Source organism: Achromobacter sp. UMC71 (assembly GCF_014170305.1).
GTDB lineage: Bacteria > Pseudomonadota > Gammaproteobacteria > Burkholderiales > Burkholderiaceae_B > Achromobacter.
This window is the reverse complement of sequence record NZ_LZZT01000059.1, coordinates 98,006-116,297: the sequence shown is the minus strand read 5'-3', so window position 1 is coordinate 116,297 and position 18,292 is coordinate 98,006. Positions and strand designations below refer to the sequence as shown.

Genomic DNA, 18,292 nt, shown 5'->3' with positions numbered 1-18,292 from the left:
AAGATTAGGTATCCCGGGGACTTGATCCCCCTAAAGAGTCGTTCGAGACCAGGACGTTGATAGGTCGGGTGTGGAAGCGCAGTAATGCGTTAAGCTAACCGATACTAATTGCTCGTGAGGCTTGATCCTATAACACTGATGGTTATGACCTGGTGATATAGCGTTCCAAGTGTCGTTCAATACAAAATCTGGCTGCCCCGTCAGCAGCCAGCCAACACCAATTACACCCCACTGTGCGTGATCATCGAGCCGCTAGCTCTGATTACCCACACGTTGCGCTTCTTCCAAGATTGGAGTTGTTGCCCACAAAGCAATAACTCAACCAGTTACGCCTGACGACCATAGCAAGGTGGTACCACTCCTTCCCATCCCGAACAGGACAGTGAAACGCCTTTGCGCCGATGATAGTGGACGGACGTCTGTGAAAGTAGGTCATCGTCAGGCTTTTATTGCTCAAAACCCCACAGGCTCAGCGCCTGTGGGGTTTTGTCTTTGTGTGAAACACCCGCCTGTGTGCGGCGCGATTATCGAGTTTGGCTCTGATCGTGCGGTGCCTGGTTGGTGCGCAGTACCCAGGATTCGAGTGTCCGCCATCGCGGTGTGGCATTCAGCAAGTCAAGCCTGATACCCATAGCAAGGTGGTACCACTCCTTCCCATCCCGAACAGGACAGTGAAACGCCTTTGCGCCGATGATAGTGGACGGACGTCTGTGAAAGTAGGTCAGCGTCAGGCAATTATTCCCAAGAAAAACCCCACAGGCTTGCGCCTGTGGGGTTTTTGCTTTGGGGCTGGATGGGGCCGGCGTTGTGGTTTTGCGCTGCGCTTCGATTAGTGCTGTCCACTGTCGGGTAATTGACGCCGCAGGGCGGCGAAGAACAGTTCGGACTGCAGGCGTTCGCTTTGGATCTGCGCGGCGACCTTGGCGGCGATGACCGGATCCACGGGGACCAAAGGCCGGCCGGTGGATTGGGCCAGGACCTGGGCGGTACAGGCGCGTTCCAGAAAGAAAAGATCGTCGTAGGCGTAATCGAGGCGTTCGCCGCAGACTACGACGCCGTGGTTGCCCAGAAAGGCGATGTCGGCGCCTTGCATGGCACGGGCGATGCGTTCCCCCTCGCTGGCGTCCAGGGCCAGGCCGTTGTAGTCGGCATCGACCGCGATGCGGTCGTGAAAGCGCATGGCGTTCTGGGACAGGGTGGTGTCCAGCGTTCGATCCGCGGTGAGCGTCAGGGCGGTGGCGTAGGGCATGTGGGTGTGCAGCACACAGGCCTTGTCGGCGATGCGGTGGATGGCGGCGTGGATGAACATGGCCGTGGGTTCGACCTCGTGACGCCCTGCGAGCTTGTGGCCATGTGCGTCGACCAGCACGATGTCGTCGGCCTGGACTTCGTTCCACATCAGGCCGCGCGGATTCAAGAGAAAGTGATCCGGATCGCCGGGCAGCGCCACGCTGAAATGATTGCAGACCCCTTCGCCGAGTCCGTGGGCGGCCGCGGCGCGCAAGGCCAGTGCCAGGTCGCTGCGTAAGCTCGTGACGTGATCGGCGTGAAAGAGCGCATCGGCGAAGTGGGGATCTTTATTCATAGGGCTGCCCGAGGGAAGTTGCAGGGGAGGTCTTGAAGATACGTGGCGCGGCAAGTCCTGTTTTTCGGGCGGCGGGTCTCGGCGCCAAGAGAAGCGGGCCTTGCTTGCGGCCAGATATGCTGACTTACATCCAGCCGGCCTGTTGGAACAGGCCGGGGACTTTGTCCAGAGTCGATACGGTAGCGTCGGGACGGTAGTCCGGCAAGGGCCGGCGTCCGGTGCCCCGGTCGATCCAGAGGCAGCGAAAGCCGATGTCGCGGGCGGCGGCGTGATCCAGGTGCGGGCTGGCGCAGATGTGCACGACTTCGTCTGGCGTGACCCCGAGGCTGTGGTGGGCGTGGGCGAAGATTTGGCGCGACGGTTTGTAGGCGCCCGCCTGTTCAGCGGTGATGACGCGGTCGATGTGGCCGCCCAGCTGCGCGACGTTGCCGGCGATGATGGCATCGTCGGTGTTGGAGATGATGCAGAGCTTGAAGCCGGCCTGCTTCAAGGTGGCTAGCGTGGTGACCACCTCGGGAAACGGCGGCATTGCCGAGATGCTGCCCGTGAGCAAGGTAGCGTCCTCCGGGCGATAGGCCAGCTGCAGATCGCGCATGGTGAGGCGCAGCGATTCGCGGGTGACGTCGGCGAAGCGCATATGGGGCGGTGTGCGCTCCAGGCGATGCTCATGCTCGTCGTAGACACTCAGGAACTGTGCAGGCGTGGGCGTGTGCTGGGGCTCGCCGGCGGCCAGGATGCGGGCCACTGCGGCTTGCAGGCCCTCGTCCCATTGGATCAGCGTGCCGTAGCAGTCGAAGGTAAGCCACTGCGGGCGGGGAAGATGGTCCAGGGGCATGGCGGATCCTTTGTAATCAGTGGTCGATGTCGGACCAGCTTAAAAGCCCTCTGGTAAGCTGTAAAATTAATAATAAAACTCTATCTAGTGGTTTATCAAATAACGTGAGTCGCGGTTTACGACTCCGCGCGGCAATGCTGTCGTCGATAGTGACGGTGCCAGCCTTTGCTGCCTCTCACGAGGATCGCGACGCGGTTTGAGGGGCCACAAAGCATCGACGTGACGAAGACATTGACGCTGGGGATGAATACCGTGACAGGGCGAGGCCATTGATGTGGTGAACACAGTGACGAGGCGAGGCCATCGATACGGCGGACACAGTGACGGGACGAGGCCATCGATGTGGCGAACACAGTGACGGGACGAGGCCATCGATGTGGCGCACACGGTGACGGGGCCAGCCCGTCGGTGCGATGAGCGTGGTGACGGGGAGGACCCATCTACGTGGGGAGTACCGTGATGGGGCAAGTACAGCAACGAGGTGAACGTCTTCGCCAGGCAAGTCGGTACATCAGGCGTATTGGTATGGCGCGTAATCGTATTGGTATGGCGGGTAATAGGTCTTCATAGCGGAAACATAGGTCTTCACAGCGGAAACATCATGCTTGATCTTGAACTTCTCAGAACGCTGGTATGCGTGGTGGACGAGGGTAGCTTTACGCGTGCGGCTGGCCGTGTGCATCGCACGCAATCGACGGTGAGCCAGCAGGTGCGTAAGCTGGAGCAGATGGTGGGCAAGACGTTGTTGCTGCGGGACCGCACCGGCAATCAGGTGACCGCGACCGAGGATGGCGAGTTGATGCTGACCTATGCGCGCAAGCTGTTGGCGATGGCGGATGAGGCGGAGCTGGTGCTGTCGGCGCCGCGCGGCGCGCAGGTGATTCGTTTGGGGGTGCCCGAAGATTTTGATGTGTCGCGCCTGACGGCGCTGCTCGCGGGATTCGCGGCCAGCCATCCCGAGATTCGTCTGGAAACGGGCAGTGGCATGAGTACGGACCTGAAGGCCAGGCTGGCGGCGGGCGATCTGGATCTGGCGCTGATCAAGCGTGAGCCGGGCGACGGCCCCTGCCTGGCGGCGTGGCCGGAGCGGCTGGCGTGGGTGGGTGACAAGCGCTTGCTGCTGGGGCGGGAGCCGGTGCCGCTGGTGCTGTTTCCGCAAGGCTGCATTTATCGCAAGCGGATGATCTATGCCCTGGAGAGCGCGGGCCGTCCCTGGCGCGCGGCATACCACAGCCAGAGCCTGGCGGGCGTGCAGGCGGCGGTGGCCGCGGGGTTGGGCGTGTCGTTGTTGCCGGCGTTTGCGTGTCTGCCCGAGCACGGCGTGCTAGGGCCGGCGCAGGGGCTGGCGCAGGCGCCGCATACCGAGCTTGCGATCGTGGGCAACGCGAAAGCGGCGCTGGGCGCTCAGGCGGATCTGGTGGCGGTGTTGAAGCAGGCGGTCGGCGCGGAGGCCGCGCCACCACCGCGCCGGATGGCGTCAGCTTAGGTCGCCGTCGACGTAGTACCAGCGCCCGCCTTCGCGCACGAAACGGCTGACTTCGTGCATGCGGCTGGCGCGGCCGGCCAGGCGGCTGCGCGCGACGAATTCGACGGTGGCGTGGTCGGCGTCCTGGTCGCGCGCCTGCTTGATCGACAGGCCCAGCCATTTCAGGCCGGGCGGATTTGGTTCGAGCGTGGCCGGCCGGGTGCTGGGGTGCCAGGTGTCCAGCAGATAAGGCAGCTTGTCGAGCACGAACGCGCTGTAGCGCGAGCGCATCAGGGCCTGTGCGGTGGGGGCTTGCAGCGCTTGCGGGCCATCGTGCCAGCGGCCGCAGCAGGCGGCATAGCTATTCGCGGAGCCGCAGGGGCAGGCAGCGGAAAGAGACGTCATTACGGAAAAGCCTGAAATCAAAAAAAGGCCGGCCTGCACCCGGGTTCGTCATGGCCTGGGCGGATGGACCGGCGCGGACGCGGGGCCATCGGGCTTGCCGGTAGACGGAGGGTTGCCGTCAGGCGAGCAGGTCGTTGTATTCGGGATGGCGGCGCATGTAGACGTCGGCGTAGGAGCAGCGCGGGCGGACCTTCCAGCCCTGGGCGCGGGCGCTGTCCAGCGCCACGCGCGTGAGTTCGGCCGCGATGCCGCGTCCGCCTACGTGGCTGGGCACGCCGGTGTGGGTGATGGTCATCACGCCGTCCTGCAACTGGTAATCCAGTACGCACAGCACGCCGTCGACGGTCGCCGTGTAGCGGGAATGATCGGTGTCGTGGATCACGGAAATCATGGGGAGTTCCTGCGCATGAAGGAGGGCCGAAGGCCGGGTAATCCGTAGGATACCAGCGGCGCGGCCGGGGCCTGAACGGCAGGTCCGCAGATCCGCTGCCGGCCGCTCTCGTATGGCCGAGATGCCGCATGGCCGCGACGGCCTTCCTCGCGCTATGTCCGGCTGCGCGCTGCAGCCCGTCCGGGCAGGCAGCATCGCAGCCGACGGACGGTTCAGCGTTGCAGGACTTTCAGCAGCGCGGTCAGTTGCGCATCGCGGGTCTGGACCAGGTCGGCGATGTTGCGCGAGCCGGCTTCGGCGTTGACGCCTTCAATCAGGCGGCGTTGCAGCGCGGGGGTGACGTCGGGCGTGCCCAGGTCGTCCCACCAGGTCTGCACGGGGCCGAGCAGATGGTCCATGAAATGCGCCAGGCCGCCCGCGCCGCCGCCCAGGTTGAAGGTCATGTGCGGTCCGAACAGGGCCCAGCGCAGGCCGGGGCCTTGCGAGACGGCGGCGTCGATGTCGGCCACGCTGGCGACATTTTCTGCGGCCAGGTGGATGGCTTCGCGCCACAGCGCGGCCTGCAGTCGGTTGGCGATGTGGCCGGGCACTTCCTTGTTCAGGCGGATGGGGTACTTGCCCAGCTGGCGGTAGAAGTCGATGCAGCGGTCGATGGTGTCGGCGGACGTCTTGTCGCCGCCCACGACTTCGACCAGCGGGATCAGGTGCGGCGGATTGAAGGGGTGGCCGATGACGAAGCGCCCGGCGTGACGGCAGCGCGCTTGCAGGCGGCTCATGATGAGGCCGGACGAGCTGGAGGCGACGATGACGTGGGGCGGCAGGATGGCGTCCATGCGCGCGAACAGGTCGGTCTTGAAGTCTTCGCGTTCGGGCGCGTTTTCCTGGACGAAGTCGGCGCCTTGCAGGGCAGTGCTCAGGTCGGGTTCGAAGCGCAGGGCGTCGGGCGTGGCGCCGGCGGCGACGCGTCCGAGTTCGTTCAGCACAGGCCATGCCGCGGCGACGCGGGCGCGCGTGAGGGGCTCGGCGTCGGCGGCGGGATCGCTGACCACGACCTCCAGGCCGTGCGCCAGAAACAGCGCGGCCCAGCTGGCGCCGATGGTGCCCGCGCCGACGATGGCGACGCGGCGGATGGCGGGATGAGAGGACGTGTCGGTCATGCGGCGCTCCGGAAGGGGTGTCGGGGAAGGCTCATTGTGAAGCAAAGGCCGCCGGGTTGCCACGCGCGGCGCGTGGCGGCAAGATGGCAGTCCCTGAACATCACTGGAGTGGTGGATGGACAAGTCACGATCCGGCGGGCAGCCGGCGGTGCCGTATTTCTGCCAATGGGAGTCCGCCCACCTGGCCGGCCAGATCATCCGCAAGGAACTGCGTCTGGAGGATGATCCCGCGTGGCGCGATTCGGGCGCCCGGGACGTGGCGGAATATGCGCGCTGGGCCAGCCATGTCTGCGGCATGGCGTGTCTGAAGATGGTGCTGGCCGCGCGCAGCGGACAGGTCCATCCGACGCTCGAACTGGCGCGCCGCAGCTTGCCTTATGGCGCCTATACGGAAACGGACGGGCAGATCAAGGGATTGATCTACGCGCCGTTCGTGCAGTTCGTGGCGCAGGATTTCGGCCTGCGGGCCGAGGTGCGGGTGGGGCTGGGCGCGGATGAATTGCCGGACGTGATGGCGCAGGCGGAATACTTCATGGCCTCGGTGCATCCGTGGATACGCTGGCCCGACCGCGAACCGCCGGCCAAGGGCGGGCACCTGGTGCTGGTGACACGCGCCACGGCGGAGAGCGTGACGTTTCACAACCCTTCCGGCGAGCCTGGCGTGCAGGCCGACGCGGTGGTGCCGTTGCAGGTGTTCGATACGTTCTTTGCGGGCCGGGGAGTGGCGATCCTGCCGGAAGCCCGTACGTCAGCCGCCGCCGTATAGCGCCGCCGCGGTCGGCGCAGAACCTGTCTGCGCCGACGGCTTGCGGTACGGGGCGGATCAGGCGTTGCGGGCGCGGCGCAGGTGGCGCCAGACCAGCATCGCGGCGATCAGGTAGGCGGCTGTGATGATGCTGTAGGCGGCGGGCAGGCTGGCGTGCCAGTCAGGCAGCAGGTGCAGGACGGTGCCCATCAGCGCTACGCCGACCAGGGCGCCCGATTGACGATTGGCGTTCAGCGCCGCCGCCGCGCTGTTGGCGTGGTGCTTGCCGGAGACCTGCATGACGACGCTGGTCATGGCCGGTACGGCGATGCCGACGCCCAGGTTGGCCAGGGCGACGACGATGGCGAAGGGCCAGTAGGCGATGTCCGGCGAGAACGCGGCCAGCCCGGCCGCGCTCATCAGCGTCGCGAGCGAGATGCCGCCCAGCAGCGAGGCCGACACGTTCCAGCGCGCCGAGACGCGGCTGGAAATCAGATTGCCGATGGAGAATACCGCCAGCATGGGCACCAACTGGATGCCGGTCTGCAAGGCGTCGGCGCCGCGGGCATGCTGCAAGAAGAGGCTGAGCAGGAACAACTGGCCATACGAGGCCAGGTTGATCAGGAAGCCGACGCCGTTGGCCGCCGCGAATTGCGAGGTCTGGAACAGGGCGCGCGGAATGATGGGTTCGGCGTGGCGCCGTTCGCGGCGCACCAGCACCACGGTCGCCACCGCGCACAGGGCGACCGCGCCCAGGATAGGGGACGACGACCAGCCGTAGGCGTTGCCCTGGATCAGCACGAAACATAGCGACGACAGCGCGACCACGCCGAGCAGGTGGCTGAGCGGGTTGAGCGCGCGTGGGCGGCGGGGAGCCGCCTGGATGCGGCGCCTGGCGAGCCACAGGCCGGCCAGGCCCAGCGGCAGGTTGATCAGGAAGATGCCGCGCCAGCCGAATTGGTGGATCAGCACGCCGCCCAGCAGCGGGCCGGCGGCGCCGGCCACGGCGACGATGGCCGACCAGGCGGCCAGCATGCGGTTGCGCACCTGTTCGTCTTCGTAGGCATGGGTCAGCAGGCTGAGCGAGCTGGGCATGAACAACGCCGCGCCCAGGCCTTGCAGCATGCGGGCGGCGATCAGCAGGTCGCCATTGGGGGCGATGCCGCAGAGCAGCGAGGCCAGGGTGAAGACGCCCAGGCCGGCCAGGTAGATGGTCTTGGCGCCATAGCGGTCGGCCAGGGCGCCGGCCACCAGCAGCAGGGCGGCGAAGGTCAGGGTGTAGCCGTCGACGATCCAGACCAGATCGGTCAGCGGCACGGTGAACTGCAGGGCGATGCTGGGCAGGGCGACATTGACGACGGTGACGTCCAGCATGGCCATGACGAAGCCGATGGCCAGGGTGACCAGGGGTAGCAAGCCGGTGGCGGCCGGCCGCAAGGCGGGTTCGGCCGGCGTGGGCGTGATGGGGGCGGTGGGACAGGCGGTGCGCATTGCGAGAATTCCGGGGGGACTTTCCGAGGTGCACAGCTTAGGAGGTTTCTATGATGCAAAAAAGAGGAATAACTGCTTTATAGTGATGCAAAATTGCATCATCGGCCGGGGCCATTGCTGTCACAATCGGGCGGTGGCTGCTCCGGTTCGGTCGGCGCCGCAGCGGCGGCAAAGGAGTCCGCTTCATGGATTGGGACAATGCGCGGATATTCCTGGCGATCTACCGCAACGGCACGCTGCGCGGCGCGGCCGCGTTGCTGCAGATCGACCAGGCTACGGCCGGCCGGCGGCTGGCGGCGCTGGAAACCTCGCTGGATGCGCGGTTGTTCCTGCGTACGCCTTCCGGCTACGTGCCGACGGCCGCGGGCGAGCAGGCCTTTGCCGCGGCCGAGCGCATGGAGCAGGCGGCCGATCAGCTGCAACGCCAGATGCAGGGGCTGGACCACCGGTTGTCTGGCGTGGTGCGGGTGGCGACGTCCGAGACGGTCGCCAGCTACTTCATCATGGAAGCCATCCGCCGCCTGCACGTGCAGCACCCGGACATCCGCGTTGCGCTGTCGACGTCGATTCAATTGAGCAACCTGACGCGGCGCGAAGCGGACCTGGCGATCCGCAACGTCAAGCCGGACAACCCGGAACTGATCCAACGCCACTTGGCGCGCAAGGAGGTCGGGCTGTACGCGTCGAAAGCCTACCTCAAGGCCAACGGCGAACCGCGGCCCGGCACGGCGTTCGCCGGCCATACGCTGGTGACTTACCAGCAGTCGGTGCTGCCTGGCTGGTCCGATACGTTCTGCGGCGAGCCGACCGGCAATGGCCGCATTGCGATGGAGCTGAATTCGGGGCTGATGATCATCGAGGCGGTGGCGGCGGGGCTGGGTATCGGCGAGCTGCCGGTCCATATGGCGCCGCAGTATCCAGACCTGGTGCGGATCTGGCCGAACCGCAGCGAGCCTTACGACTTGTGGCTGGTAATGCACGGCGACCTGAACCGGACGGCCCGCGTGCGCGCCGTGGCCGACGCGATCATCGAGGTGTTCGAGTCGGACTGACTTCGCCCCGGCTTGTGGCCGCGCTCGGCAGGCGCTAAGGTTGACCGTCCGGCGGCGATGGGCCGGCCGGTCGTGTTCCCTGACCTGAAACGAGGAGTTGCGCGTGTCCGAGCTTTGGCGTTTGTCCGCAGTTGAACTTGCCGCGCGTATCCGCCGGCGCGATGTGTCGGCAGTCGAGGCAACGCAAAGCGCCCTGGACCGGCTGCAGGCCGTGAATCCCGCGATCAATGCGGTGGTCGATTACCGGCCCGAAGACACGCTGGCGCAGGCCGCGCGCGTGGACGAGGCTTTGGCGCGCGGCGAAGATCCCGGCCTGCTGGCAGGCGTGCCGGTGACCGTCAAAGTCAACGTGGACCAGGCCGGCTATGCCACCACCAATGGCGTGACGCTGCAAAAGGATGTGATCGCGGCGGTCAACAATCCGGTGGTGGACAATCTGCGCCGCGCGGGCGCGGTCATCTTGGGGCGCACCAATACGCCGGCGTTTTCGCTGCGCTGGTTCACCAGCAACCGCCTGCACGGGCACACCCTGAATCCGCGCAATCCGGCGCTGACCCCGGGCGGATCGTCCGGGGGGGCGGCCTCCGCGGTTGCCGCGGGGATTGGCCACCTGGCGCACGGCACGGATATCGCGGGCTCGATCCGCTACCCGGCCTATGCCTGCGGCGTGCATGGCTTGCGGCCGTCGCTGGGCCGCGTGCCGGCGTACAACGCGGCGCTGCCCGAGCGCACCATCGGCGGGCAGATTACCGCGGTGTCGGGGCCGCTGGGGCGCACGATTGCCGATGTGCGGCTGGGGCTGGCGGCCATGGCCGCGCCGGATCCGCGCGATCCCTGGTGGGTGCCCGCGCCGCTGACCGGACCCGAGGCGCCGCGTCGCGCGGCGCTGTGCCTGAACCCGGACGGTATGCAGACCGAGCCCGCCGTGGTCAAGGCCTTGCAGGACGCCGCCCGGCGCCTGAGCGAAGCGGGGTGGTCGGTGGATACGCTGGATGTCGTGCCGCCGCTGCAGGAAGCGGCCGACCTGCAGATCCGCATGTGGATGGCCGATGGCTACGAAGGCATGGTCGAGGCCGCCAAAAAAGAAGGCGATGCCGGTGCGATCGCCGCGCTGGCCGGTCAGCGCGAACGCGTGGCCGGCATGGACATGGCGCGGTTCTCGGCGGTGCTGACGCGCCGCGCGACCTTGACGCGCTTGTGGGAGCTGTTCCTGGCGGAGTATCCGGTGCTGCTGCTGCCGGTGTCCGCCGAGCTGCCTTTCGCCGACAACCTGGATCTGCAGGGCGAGGCCGCCTACGACCGCGTTTGGCGCGCGCAGATGACGCAGATCGGCCTGCCCTTCATGGGCCTGCCGGGGCTGACGGTGGCCATGGGCAACGCGGGCGACAGTCCGGTGGGCGTGCAGGTGGTGGCGGGGCGTTACCGCGAGGATCTTTGCCTGGCGGCGGGCGAGGCGATTGAAGCGGCTGGTCCGGCGGTCAGCATCGCGCAGCCGCAACCGCGCTACAACGGGCGTCGCTGACGGCGGCGGTCCGTCGAGCGCCTGAGACGGGCCCGGGGCAACCCGGGCCTTTTTCCTTCAGCCCGCGTGGGGGGCCGCGGCGGCCTGCCATTCGGTGCGCAGCAGCCCCATCATGCCGGTATCCCAGCGCGCGTCGCCGGCCTGGGTGGAGGAGCGCCGCACGCCTTCGAACGTGAATCCCAGCGTCTTGTAGAGGTGGATGGCGCGTTCGTTGAAGGTGTAGACGTTGAGCTCCAGGCGCTCGATGCCAGGAGTGCGAAAGGCTTCGTCGATCAGCAGGGTCACCATGGGCCGGCCCAGGCCCTGGCCGCGTTCGCCGGGGGCGATGACGACGCGACCCAGGCGGGCGTTGCCGTCGCGCCAGTCGTAGGCCAGCTGCGCATGGCCCACCGGCGTGTCGCCGCGGTACACCATCCAGCAGCGGCGCGACGGCGGCTGCGACTGGCCTTCCTGCAGCATGACGTCCAGGGCGGCGTGCGTGATCGGATATGGCACGTGCGACCCGCCCCATTGCACGACATCGGGCAGGCTGGTGAACCAGCTGGCAAGCAGGGGGTAGTCCGACGGGGCAAACGGGCGCAGGGTCAGCATGGCGGGAAGTCCTGACGTGTAGGGGGGGACTCTCAAGCGGCCGTGAACCGCAGGTTCAGGGTGCCGAGATCGCCGTAGGCAATGGCGATGTCGCGGTTGGCCGGCACGTCCAGGAAACCCGCGTACGACCCTGTGATGACGTGTTCTCCCGCGCGCAGGCCCAGGCCTTGTTCGCGCAGGAAATTGGCGAGCCAATACAGCCCGGCCTTGGGGTGGTCGTTGGGATGAATGCCGGCGTGCTGCTCGATTTCGGCGCCGTCGACCGACAAGGTCAGCGTCATGCTGGCAGGCGCGGCGTCCGGCGTGGACAGGCGCGGGCCCAGCACCAGGCCGGCATTGAACATGTGGTCGGCCAGCAGCTCGGGCAGGCTGGCGTGTTCGGGCGCTGCGTAGCGGCAGCCCAGCACTTCCAGCGCCAGGCGCGCGCCGCCGATGGCGGCGTCGATGTCGGCGCGGCTATAGGGCGCATCGCGGGCGGGCAGGTCGCGCGCCAGTTCGAAGGCGATTTCCGGTTCGATGCGCACGACCTGCGTGCGGCTGGGGATGTTGCCCGCCTGGGCCACCGTCGAGGCGTAGATCGGCGCGACCACGGTCTTCTCGGGCGAGGGCAGCGCGCTTTTCCAGGCCGCGATGTCGTCCTGGCCGGACTCGCGCAGCAGGCGGGCCGTGCACTGCTGCACGGCGAAGGCCTGCCCCAGGGTTTGCGGGCGGCTGGCTGCCGGCAGGCGCGGGCCCGCCACGCCGGCAACACGCGCCGCGATCAGGATGCGCGCGGCGTCAAGGCAGCCGGGATAGTCTTCGATCTGGAGCTGCATGTGCGTCAGGCTCCCAGGTACAGCATGGTCCACAGCGCGATCATGGCGATCAGGCCGAGCCAGCACGAACCCCAGAAACCGACGATGGGCCATTTCAGGGACAGCGGCGCTTTCTTGGGATCGAGGTGCGGCAGCAGGTCATTGGCGTTGCCGATGAGCCAGAAGCGCGTGCCCGGAAACATCAGGCGGAAGAAATAATCCAGCATGATCGCGGCCTGGATGGCCAGCGGGTAGGCCTTGAACGGGCGATGCTGCAGGTAGGGGTGCTTGAAGGCCGCGTTGATCTGTTTGCTTTTGACGAAGAACACCACGATGCCGCAGAGCGAGCAGGTGATGAAGCACAACACGAAAAGGCTGAAGGCCATGGCCATGGCGGGTGAATGCATGAAAATTCCGACAAGTGCGCGGCGGCGCCGCAAGATAAGGGTGAAGGGTTAGCCGCGGGTCTGGCCTTCGCCGGTCAAGATCCACTTGAGCGTGGTCAGGCCTTCCAGGCCGACCGGGCCGCGGGCGTGCAGGCGGTTGGTCGAGATGCCGATTTCCGCGCCCAGGCCGTATTCGAAGCCGTCCGCGAAGCAAGTGGGCAGGTTGACGTAGACCGAACTGGAATCGACCTCGCGCTGGAAGCGCTGGGCCGAGGACAGGTCTTCGGTGACGATCGCGTCGGTATGGCCGGAGCCCCAGCGCGCGATGTGTTCGATGGCGTCGTCCAACGAGTCGACGATACGGATCGCCAGGATCGGGCCCAGGTATTCGGTGCCCCAGTCTTCGTCGGTGGCAGGCAGGGCGGACGGCAGCAGCGCCAGCGTGCGCGGGCAGCCGCGCAGTTCGACGCCGTGTTCGGTCAGCGCGGCGGCCAGGCCCGGCAGGATGGACACGGCGGCAACCGCGTCCACCAGCAGGGTTTCCATCGCGCCGCAGATGCCGTAGCGGTAGGTCTTGGCGTTGAAGGCGATGGCGTGGGCCTTGTCGGGATCGGCGGCCGCGTCGATATAGATATGGCAGTTGCCGTCCAGGTGCTTGATGAGCGGCACGCGGGCCTCTTGGGCCAGGCGGGCGATCAGGCCCTTGCCGCCGCGCGGCACGATGACGTCGATGTGCTCGGTCATGGTAATGAGCTTGCCCACCGCGGCGCGGTCGGCCGTGGCGACGACCTGCACGGCGTCTTGCGGCAGGCCGGCGGCGGCCAGCCCGAGCTGGACGATGCGGCCCAGCGCCACGTTGGAGTGCAGGGCCTCGCTGCCGCCGCGCAGGATGGCGGCGTTGCCGGATTTGAGGCACAGCGCCGCCGCGTCGATGGTGACGTTGGGGCGCGATTCGTAAATGATGCCGATTACGCCCAGCGGCACGCGCATCTGGGCCACCCGCATGCCGTTGGGGCGCACGGTAGTGGCGGTGATGCTGCCGATGGGGTCGGGCAGGGCGGCGATCTGACGCAGGCCTTCGGCCATGTGGGCCAGGGTCTTTTCCGACAGCGTCAGGCGGTCGAGCAGGGCCGGCTCCAGGCCGTTGGCGCGGGCGGCGGCGACATCCTTGGCATTGGCGGCCAGGAGCTCATCCTGGTTAGCGGCCAGCGCCTCGGCCATGGCCAGCAGGGCCTGGTTCTTGGCGGCGCTGTTGGCGCGCATCATGGCGCGCGAGGCCCGGCGCGCGTTCTCGCCCAGGGTCAGCATGGCTTGTTCGATGGAAGACGAGGACATGACGGCGTCGTTCATAGTAGTAGGGCGGCGCGGGCGCCGCCGGCAGGGATGGGGATAGTTTATCCGGCCAGGCGGCCGGGGGGGATAGGCGCTGGGCCGGGGCGGCTAGGCCGCCCTCACGGTCGGCCGCCGGCGGCAGCCACGCGCAGGGCGAGACGGGTCATTTCTTCCCAGGGGTCGGACAGGCGCCCCGGGACGGACAGCCCCTTGATGAGGCGGTCGACTTCGTGAGCGTGTTGCACGGCGGCGGGCCAGACGGCGGGGTGGACGCGCCCCAGCGCCTGCAGGGCCAGGCGTTCGTGGGTCCCGAAAATGCGCAGGCGGCGCATCAGGCCGTTGGCGTCCTGGCCCAGGCTGCGGGCTTCGGCGACGCGCGCCAGCAGGCGGATTTCTTCGCCGACCGCCCACAGTACCAGGGGCAGGGCCTCGCCTTCGGCGCGCAGGCCGTCGATCATGCGGATGGTGCGGGCGATGTCGCCCGCGAGCATCGCGTCGCGCAGGCCGAACACGTCATAGCGCGCCACGTTGAGCACGGCGCGTTCGACGTCTTCGGCGGCCAGCTGGCCTTCCGGGTAGAGCAGGCCGAGCTTCTGGATTTCCTGGTGCGCGGCCAGCAGGTTGCCTTCGACCTTGTCGGCCATCCATTGCAGCGTGGCGTTGTCGGCCCGCTGGTTCTGGCGGGCCAGGCGCTGGCCGACCCAGGCGGGCAGGCGGGTGCGCTCGATGTTGGCGATGTCGACCATCATGCCGCCCCGGTTCAGGGCCTGGACCCAGCGGCTTTCGCGGGTGGCCTTATCCAGGCGCGGCAGGGCGATGAGGATCAGCGTATCGGGGTTGTCCGCCTGCTTTTCGGCCTGTTCGGCCAGGCGGGCCAGGGTGTCGGCGCCCGTCTTGCCGGGCTTGCCGGTCGGGATCTTGAGTTCAAGGATGCGGCGGTCGCCGAACAGCGACACGCTTTGCGTGGCGGCGGTGACCGAACTCCAGTCGCTGCGCGCGTCCATCACCATCGACAGGCGGTCGGTGTAGCCGGCGTTGCGGCCGGCGGCGCGCAGCGCGTCGACGGCCTCGGTTACCAGCAGCGGCTCGTCGCCGGACACCGTATACAGCGGGGCGAGGCGGTTGCCCGCCCGCTGCAGGTGGTCAGCCAGGCGATCCGCGTCCAGAGGCTGTGCCATCGGTCAGCGCAGGTTGGCCGGATCGGTGGTGGACGGGGTCTGCCACGGCGCCGGGGTGCTGCGTTGCTGCGGCGCGGCCGGGTCATACAGCGGGATTTCGCCGTCTTCTGCACGTTGTTCGCGGGTTTCGAACGCCTTGCGCACTTCCGGCGCGGTCATGCGGCGCAGCAGGCGCGAGACCAGGTCGCGCTGCATGGCGTTGTACAGCGTTTCGATCTGCCCTTGCTTGGCCTGGACGATCTGGTCGTCGTAGGGCATTTCGCGGTAGATCGACAACGTGGTGTCCGGAATCAGGGCGCGGCCCTTGTCGTCGATGAGACGGAAGGTGTAGTTGATGCCGAGTTCGTATTCCTCGACCCGGCCCTGCGCGTTCAGCGACACTTCGCGCAGCGTGCGTTCGTTGCCGACCTGCTGCAGGATCGCTTGCGCTTCCTTGGGCGTGGCCACCAGCTTGGTGTCGGGGGACGCCGCCCGCAGCGCGCGCCGCACATCGGCGCCGAACAAGGTGTTGTCGGGGATGCCGATGTAGAGCGTCTGGAACGGCAGCGGGGTGACCCCGCGCAGCGCGAAACCGCAGGCCGTCAGCAGCATGAACAGCGCCAGGCAGGCGCCGCGCAGCAGCCACGATTGGCGGGGAGAGTGCGTTTGTTGCCCGGCGAAGTACATGCTTGACCTCATCAGCCTACGACGTTGACCAGTTTGCCCGGAACCACGATAACCCGCTTGGGCGGGCGGCCTTCCAGGTAGCGGGCGACCTCTTCCTGGGCGGCGGCGAGCTGCTCGATGTCTTCCTTGGCGGCCTTGGCGGCCACGCGGATCGAGCCGCGCAGCTTGCCGTTGACCTGCAGCATCAGTTCGATTTCATCGGCCACCAGCGCGGCTTCGTCGACATGCGGCCACGGCGCGTCGAGCAGGTCGCCCAGCTCTTTGGCGTAGCCCAGGTCTTGCCACAGGTGCCAGGTGATGTGCGGCACCACGGGGTACAGCACGCGCAGCAGGATGCCGAGGGTTTCGGTATACGCGGCATCGGCGTGGGCGCCTTCGGGCAGCTTGGCGTCGTCGATGGCGTTGAGCATTTTCATGCACGCGGACACGACAGTGTTGTACTGGATGCGCTGGTAGTCGTAGTCGGCCTGCTTGAGCAGGTTGTAGACCTCGCGGCGCAGATCCTTTACGGCAGCCGGGGCGTCGGCCCATTGGGCGCCGGCGGCCAGGCCGCGGGCCACGGTGTCGCGCTGCGCGTAGCTGATGGACCACAGGCGGCGCAGGAAGCGGTTGGAACCTTCGACGCCGGAGTCGGACCATTCGAGGGTCTGCTCGGGCGGGCTGGCGAACATGACGAACAGGCGTGCCGTGTCCGCGCCCAGGGTGTCGATCAGGGATTGCGGATCGACGCCGTTGTTCTTGGACTTGGACATGGTGCCCACGCCGCCGTAGGTCACGTCCGAACCATCGGACTTGAGCTTGGCGCCGGTGATGGCGCCGCGGGCGTCATAGATGTTTTCGACTTCTTCGGGCCAGAAGTATTCGATGCCGCCCTGGGCGTTCTTGCGCGAATAGATGTGGTTCAGCACCATGCCCTGGCACAGCAGCTTGGTGAAGGGCTCGTCGAAGTTGAGCAGGCCCATGTCGCGCATGACCTTGGTCCAGAAGCGGGCGTACAGCAGGTGCAGGACCGCGTGCTCGATGCCGCCGATGTATTGGTCCATCGGCATCCAGTAGTCATTGCGCGAGTCGACCATGGCGGTATGGTTGCCGGGCGACGTGTAGCGCATGAAGTACCAGGACGAGTCCACGAAGGTGTCCATCGTGTCGGTTTCGCGGCGCGCGGGCTTGCCGCAGCTGGGGCAGGCGCAGGACAGGAAGGCTTCGTTCTTGGCCAGCGGGTTGCCGCTGCCGTCCGGGATCAGGTCGTCGGGCAGCACCACGGGCAGGTCTTTTTCGGGGACCGGCACGGGGCCGCAATCAGCGCAGTGGATGATGGGGATCGGGGTGCCCCAGTAGCGCTGGCGCGAGATGCCCCAGTCGCGCAGGCGCCAGGTGGTCTGCTTTTCGCCCAGGCCTTGCGCGCCCAGGTCGATGGCAATGGCGTCAACCGCTTCTTTGTGCGAGAGGCCGTCGTATTTGCCGGAGTTGATGGTGCGGCCGGCTTGCTTGTCGCCGTACCACTCTTGCCAGGCGTCGGTGGAGTAGGTTTTGCCGGCCACGTCCACGACCTGGCGGATCGCCAGGTCGTATTTCTTGGCGAAGGCGAAATCGCGTTCGTCGTGGGCGGGCACGCCCATCACGGCGCCGTCGCCGTAGGTCATGAGCACGTAGTTGCCGACCCAGACGTCAACCGGGGCGCCGGTGACCGGATGGGTCACGGTCAGACCCGTGGGCATGCCTTCCTTTTCGCGCGTGGCCAGCTCGGCTTCGGTGGTGCCGCCCAGCTTGCATTGCTCGATGAAGGCGGCCAGCGCCGGGTTGGACTGCGCGGCGTGCGTGGCCAGGGGGTGTTCCGGCGCCACGGCGCAGAAGGTCACGCCCATGATGGTGTCGGCGCGGGTGGTGAAGACGTACAGCTTGCCGTCCTGGATCAGTTGGCCGTCCTGGCCGGCGATCTGGTGCGGGAAGGCGAAGCGCAGGCCTTCGGATTTGCCGATCCAGTTTTCCTGCATCAGGCGCACGCGCTCGGGCCAGCCGGGCAGGTCGTTCTGGACGGCGCCGAGCAGTTCGTCGGCGTAGTCGGTGATGCGCAGGTAGTAGCCCGGGATCTCGCGCTTTTCAACCGGCGCGCCCGAGCGCCAGCCGCGGCCGTCGATGACCTGCTCGTTGGCCAGCACGGTCTGGTCGACCGGGTCCCAGTTGACGACCTGGGTCTTGCGGTAGGCGACGCCCTTTTCGAGCATCTTCAGGAACAGCCACTGGTTCCATTTGTAGTACTCGGGGTCGCAGGCGCACATTTCGCGCGACCAGTCGATCGCCAGGCCCATCGACTTCATCTGCTTCTTCATGTAAGCGATGTTGTCGTAGGTCCATTTGGCGGGCGGCACCTTGGACTTGATGGCGGCGTTCTCGGCCGGCATGCCGAAGGCGTCCCAGCCCATCGGCATCTGGACGTTGTAGCCCCGCATGCGCAGCTGGCGCGCCATCATGTCGTTGATGGTGTAGTTGCGCACGTGGCCCATGTGCAGCTTGCCGCTGGGATAGGGCAGCATCGAGCAGGCGTAGAACTTCGGCTTCTCGGAGCCGTCCGGGTTCTTGGCGTGTTCTTGGACCAGATAGGCGTCGCGTGCCTGCCAGTCTTGGTGGGCGGCCGCTTCGACGGTAGTGGGGAGGTAACGTTCCTGCATGGGCTCGTGCGCGATGGCGAAAAAATGG

At 66.9% G+C, this 18,292-nt stretch carries 17 protein-coding genes and 3 rRNA genes; 7 read left to right on the top strand and 13 right to left on the bottom strand.

What is annotated here, in order from left to right; all coding sequences use genetic code 11:
* The 3 genes from A9974_RS28840 to rrf (A9974_RS28830) all read left to right on the top strand — a co-directional run.
* Positions 1 to 129 (top strand): 23S ribosomal RNA (locus A9974_RS28840); the annotation flags it as partial.
* A 202-nt stretch (positions 130 to 331) separates the two neighbouring features.
* A 5S ribosomal RNA gene (rrf, locus tag A9974_RS28835) occupies positions 332 to 444 on the top strand.
* Between the two features lie 176 nt (positions 445 to 620).
* Positions 621 to 733 (top strand): 5S ribosomal RNA (rrf, locus tag A9974_RS28830).
* A 96-nt stretch (positions 734 to 829) separates the two neighbouring features.
* Here rrf (A9974_RS28830) and A9974_RS28825 read toward each other — a convergent pair.
* Positions 830 to 1,585 (bottom strand): aldolase, encoded by a 756-nt coding sequence (locus A9974_RS28825; RefSeq protein WP_183007585.1) that lies wholly within the window; start codon positions 1,583 to 1,585, stop codon positions 830 to 832.
* Positions 1,586 to 1,709: 124 nt separating this feature from the next.
* Positions 1,710 to 2,420 (bottom strand): haloacid dehalogenase type II, encoded by a 711-nt coding sequence (locus tag A9974_RS28820; RefSeq protein ID WP_183007584.1) that lies wholly within the window; start codon positions 2,418 to 2,420, stop codon positions 1,710 to 1,712.
* Between the two features lie 601 nt (positions 2,421 to 3,021).
* On the opposite strand from A9974_RS28820, the gene A9974_RS28815 reads away from it, so the two are divergent.
* Positions 3,022 to 3,906 carry a LysR substrate-binding domain-containing protein gene (locus A9974_RS28815; RefSeq protein WP_183007583.1) on the top strand — a complete coding sequence of 295 codons (885 nt, stop codon included), beginning with the start codon at positions 3,022 to 3,024 and terminating at the stop codon, positions 3,904 to 3,906.
* Here the strand turns inward: A9974_RS28815 and A9974_RS28810 are convergent.
* The 3 genes from A9974_RS28810 to A9974_RS28800 form a co-directional block, all read right to left on the bottom strand.
* On the bottom strand, positions 3,898 to 4,290 hold the full coding sequence (locus A9974_RS28810) for a YchJ family protein (protein ID WP_183007582.1): 393 nt from the start codon (positions 4,288 to 4,290) through the stop codon (positions 3,898 to 3,900). The genes A9974_RS28815 and A9974_RS28810 overlap by 9 nt on opposite strands.
* Positions 4,291 to 4,408: 118 nt before the next feature.
* Entirely contained in the window at positions 4,409 to 4,681 is a 273-nt protein-coding gene (locus A9974_RS28805; RefSeq protein ID WP_183007581.1) for a GNAT family N-acetyltransferase, read from the bottom strand.
* 212 nt (positions 4,682 to 4,893) lie between these two features.
* Positions 4,894 to 5,838 carry a 3-hydroxyacyl-CoA dehydrogenase NAD-binding domain-containing protein gene (locus A9974_RS28800; RefSeq protein ID WP_183007580.1) on the bottom strand — a complete coding sequence of 315 codons (945 nt, stop codon included), beginning with the start codon at positions 5,836 to 5,838 and terminating at the stop codon, positions 4,894 to 4,896.
* A 115-nt stretch (positions 5,839 to 5,953) separates the two neighbouring features.
* Between A9974_RS28800 and A9974_RS28795 the strand changes: the two genes are divergently transcribed.
* On the top strand, positions 5,954 to 6,604 hold the full coding sequence (locus tag A9974_RS28795; protein ID WP_183007579.1) for a hypothetical protein: 651 nt from the start codon (positions 5,954 to 5,956) through the stop codon (positions 6,602 to 6,604).
* Positions 6,605 to 6,661: 57 nt separating this feature from the next.
* Here A9974_RS28795 and A9974_RS28790 read toward each other — a convergent pair whose 3' ends face one another.
* A complete protein-coding gene (locus A9974_RS28790) occupies positions 6,662 to 8,074 on the bottom strand; it encodes an MFS transporter (RefSeq protein ID WP_183007578.1) in 1,413 nt (470 codons plus the stop codon).
* Positions 8,075 to 8,259: 185 nt separating this feature from the next.
* Here A9974_RS28790 and A9974_RS28785 point away from each other — a divergent pair, with 185 nt between their 5' ends.
* Positions 8,260 to 9,126, top strand: coding sequence for a LysR family transcriptional regulator (locus A9974_RS28785; RefSeq protein ID WP_183007577.1), 867 nt, complete (start codon positions 8,260 to 8,262; stop codon positions 9,124 to 9,126).
* A gap of 103 nt (positions 9,127 to 9,229) precedes the next feature.
* The gene (locus A9974_RS28780) at positions 9,230 to 10,648 is read left to right on the top strand and encodes an amidase family protein (RefSeq protein ID WP_183007576.1); all 1,419 of its coding nucleotides are present in this window, start codon (positions 9,230 to 9,232) and stop codon (positions 10,646 to 10,648) included.
* A 57-nt stretch (positions 10,649 to 10,705) separates the two neighbouring features.
* On the opposite strand, the gene A9974_RS28775 is transcribed toward A9974_RS28780, so the two are convergent.
* The 7 genes from A9974_RS28775 to leuS all read right to left on the bottom strand — a co-directional run bounded on the left by A9974_RS28775 (position 10,706) and on the right by leuS (position 18,264).
* The gene (locus tag A9974_RS28775; protein WP_183007575.1) at positions 10,706 to 11,239 is read right to left on the bottom strand and encodes a GNAT family N-acetyltransferase; all 534 of its coding nucleotides are present in this window, start codon (positions 11,237 to 11,239) and stop codon (positions 10,706 to 10,708) included.
* 32 nt (positions 11,240 to 11,271) lie between these two features.
* Positions 11,272 to 12,054 carry a 2-keto-4-pentenoate hydratase gene (locus A9974_RS28770; protein WP_183007574.1) on the bottom strand — a complete coding sequence of 261 codons (783 nt, stop codon included), beginning with the start codon at positions 12,052 to 12,054 and terminating at the stop codon, positions 11,272 to 11,274.
* Positions 12,055 to 12,059: 5 nt separating this feature from the next.
* Positions 12,060 to 12,440 (bottom strand): hypothetical protein, encoded by a 381-nt coding sequence (locus tag A9974_RS28765; protein ID WP_183007573.1) that lies wholly within the window; start codon positions 12,438 to 12,440, stop codon positions 12,060 to 12,062.
* 48 nt (positions 12,441 to 12,488) lie between these two features.
* The gene (locus A9974_RS28760) at positions 12,489 to 13,769 is read right to left on the bottom strand and encodes a glutamate-5-semialdehyde dehydrogenase (protein ID WP_183007572.1); all 1,281 of its coding nucleotides are present in this window, start codon (positions 13,767 to 13,769) and stop codon (positions 12,489 to 12,491) included.
* Between the two features lie 101 nt (positions 13,770 to 13,870).
* Positions 13,871 to 14,929, bottom strand: coding sequence for a DNA polymerase III subunit delta (gene holA, locus A9974_RS28755; RefSeq protein WP_183007571.1), 1,059 nt, complete (start codon positions 14,927 to 14,929; stop codon positions 13,871 to 13,873).
* A 3-nt stretch (positions 14,930 to 14,932) separates the two neighbouring features.
* A complete protein-coding gene (gene lptE, locus A9974_RS28750; RefSeq protein ID WP_183007570.1) occupies positions 14,933 to 15,595 on the bottom strand; it encodes an LPS assembly lipoprotein LptE in 663 nt (220 codons plus the stop codon).
* Between the two features lie 11 nt (positions 15,596 to 15,606).
* Positions 15,607 to 18,264 carry a leucine--tRNA ligase gene (gene leuS, locus A9974_RS28745; RefSeq protein ID WP_183007569.1) on the bottom strand — a complete coding sequence of 886 codons (2,658 nt, stop codon included), beginning with the start codon at positions 18,262 to 18,264 and terminating at the stop codon, positions 15,607 to 15,609.
* Between the last annotated feature and the right edge of the window lie 28 nt (positions 18,265 to 18,292).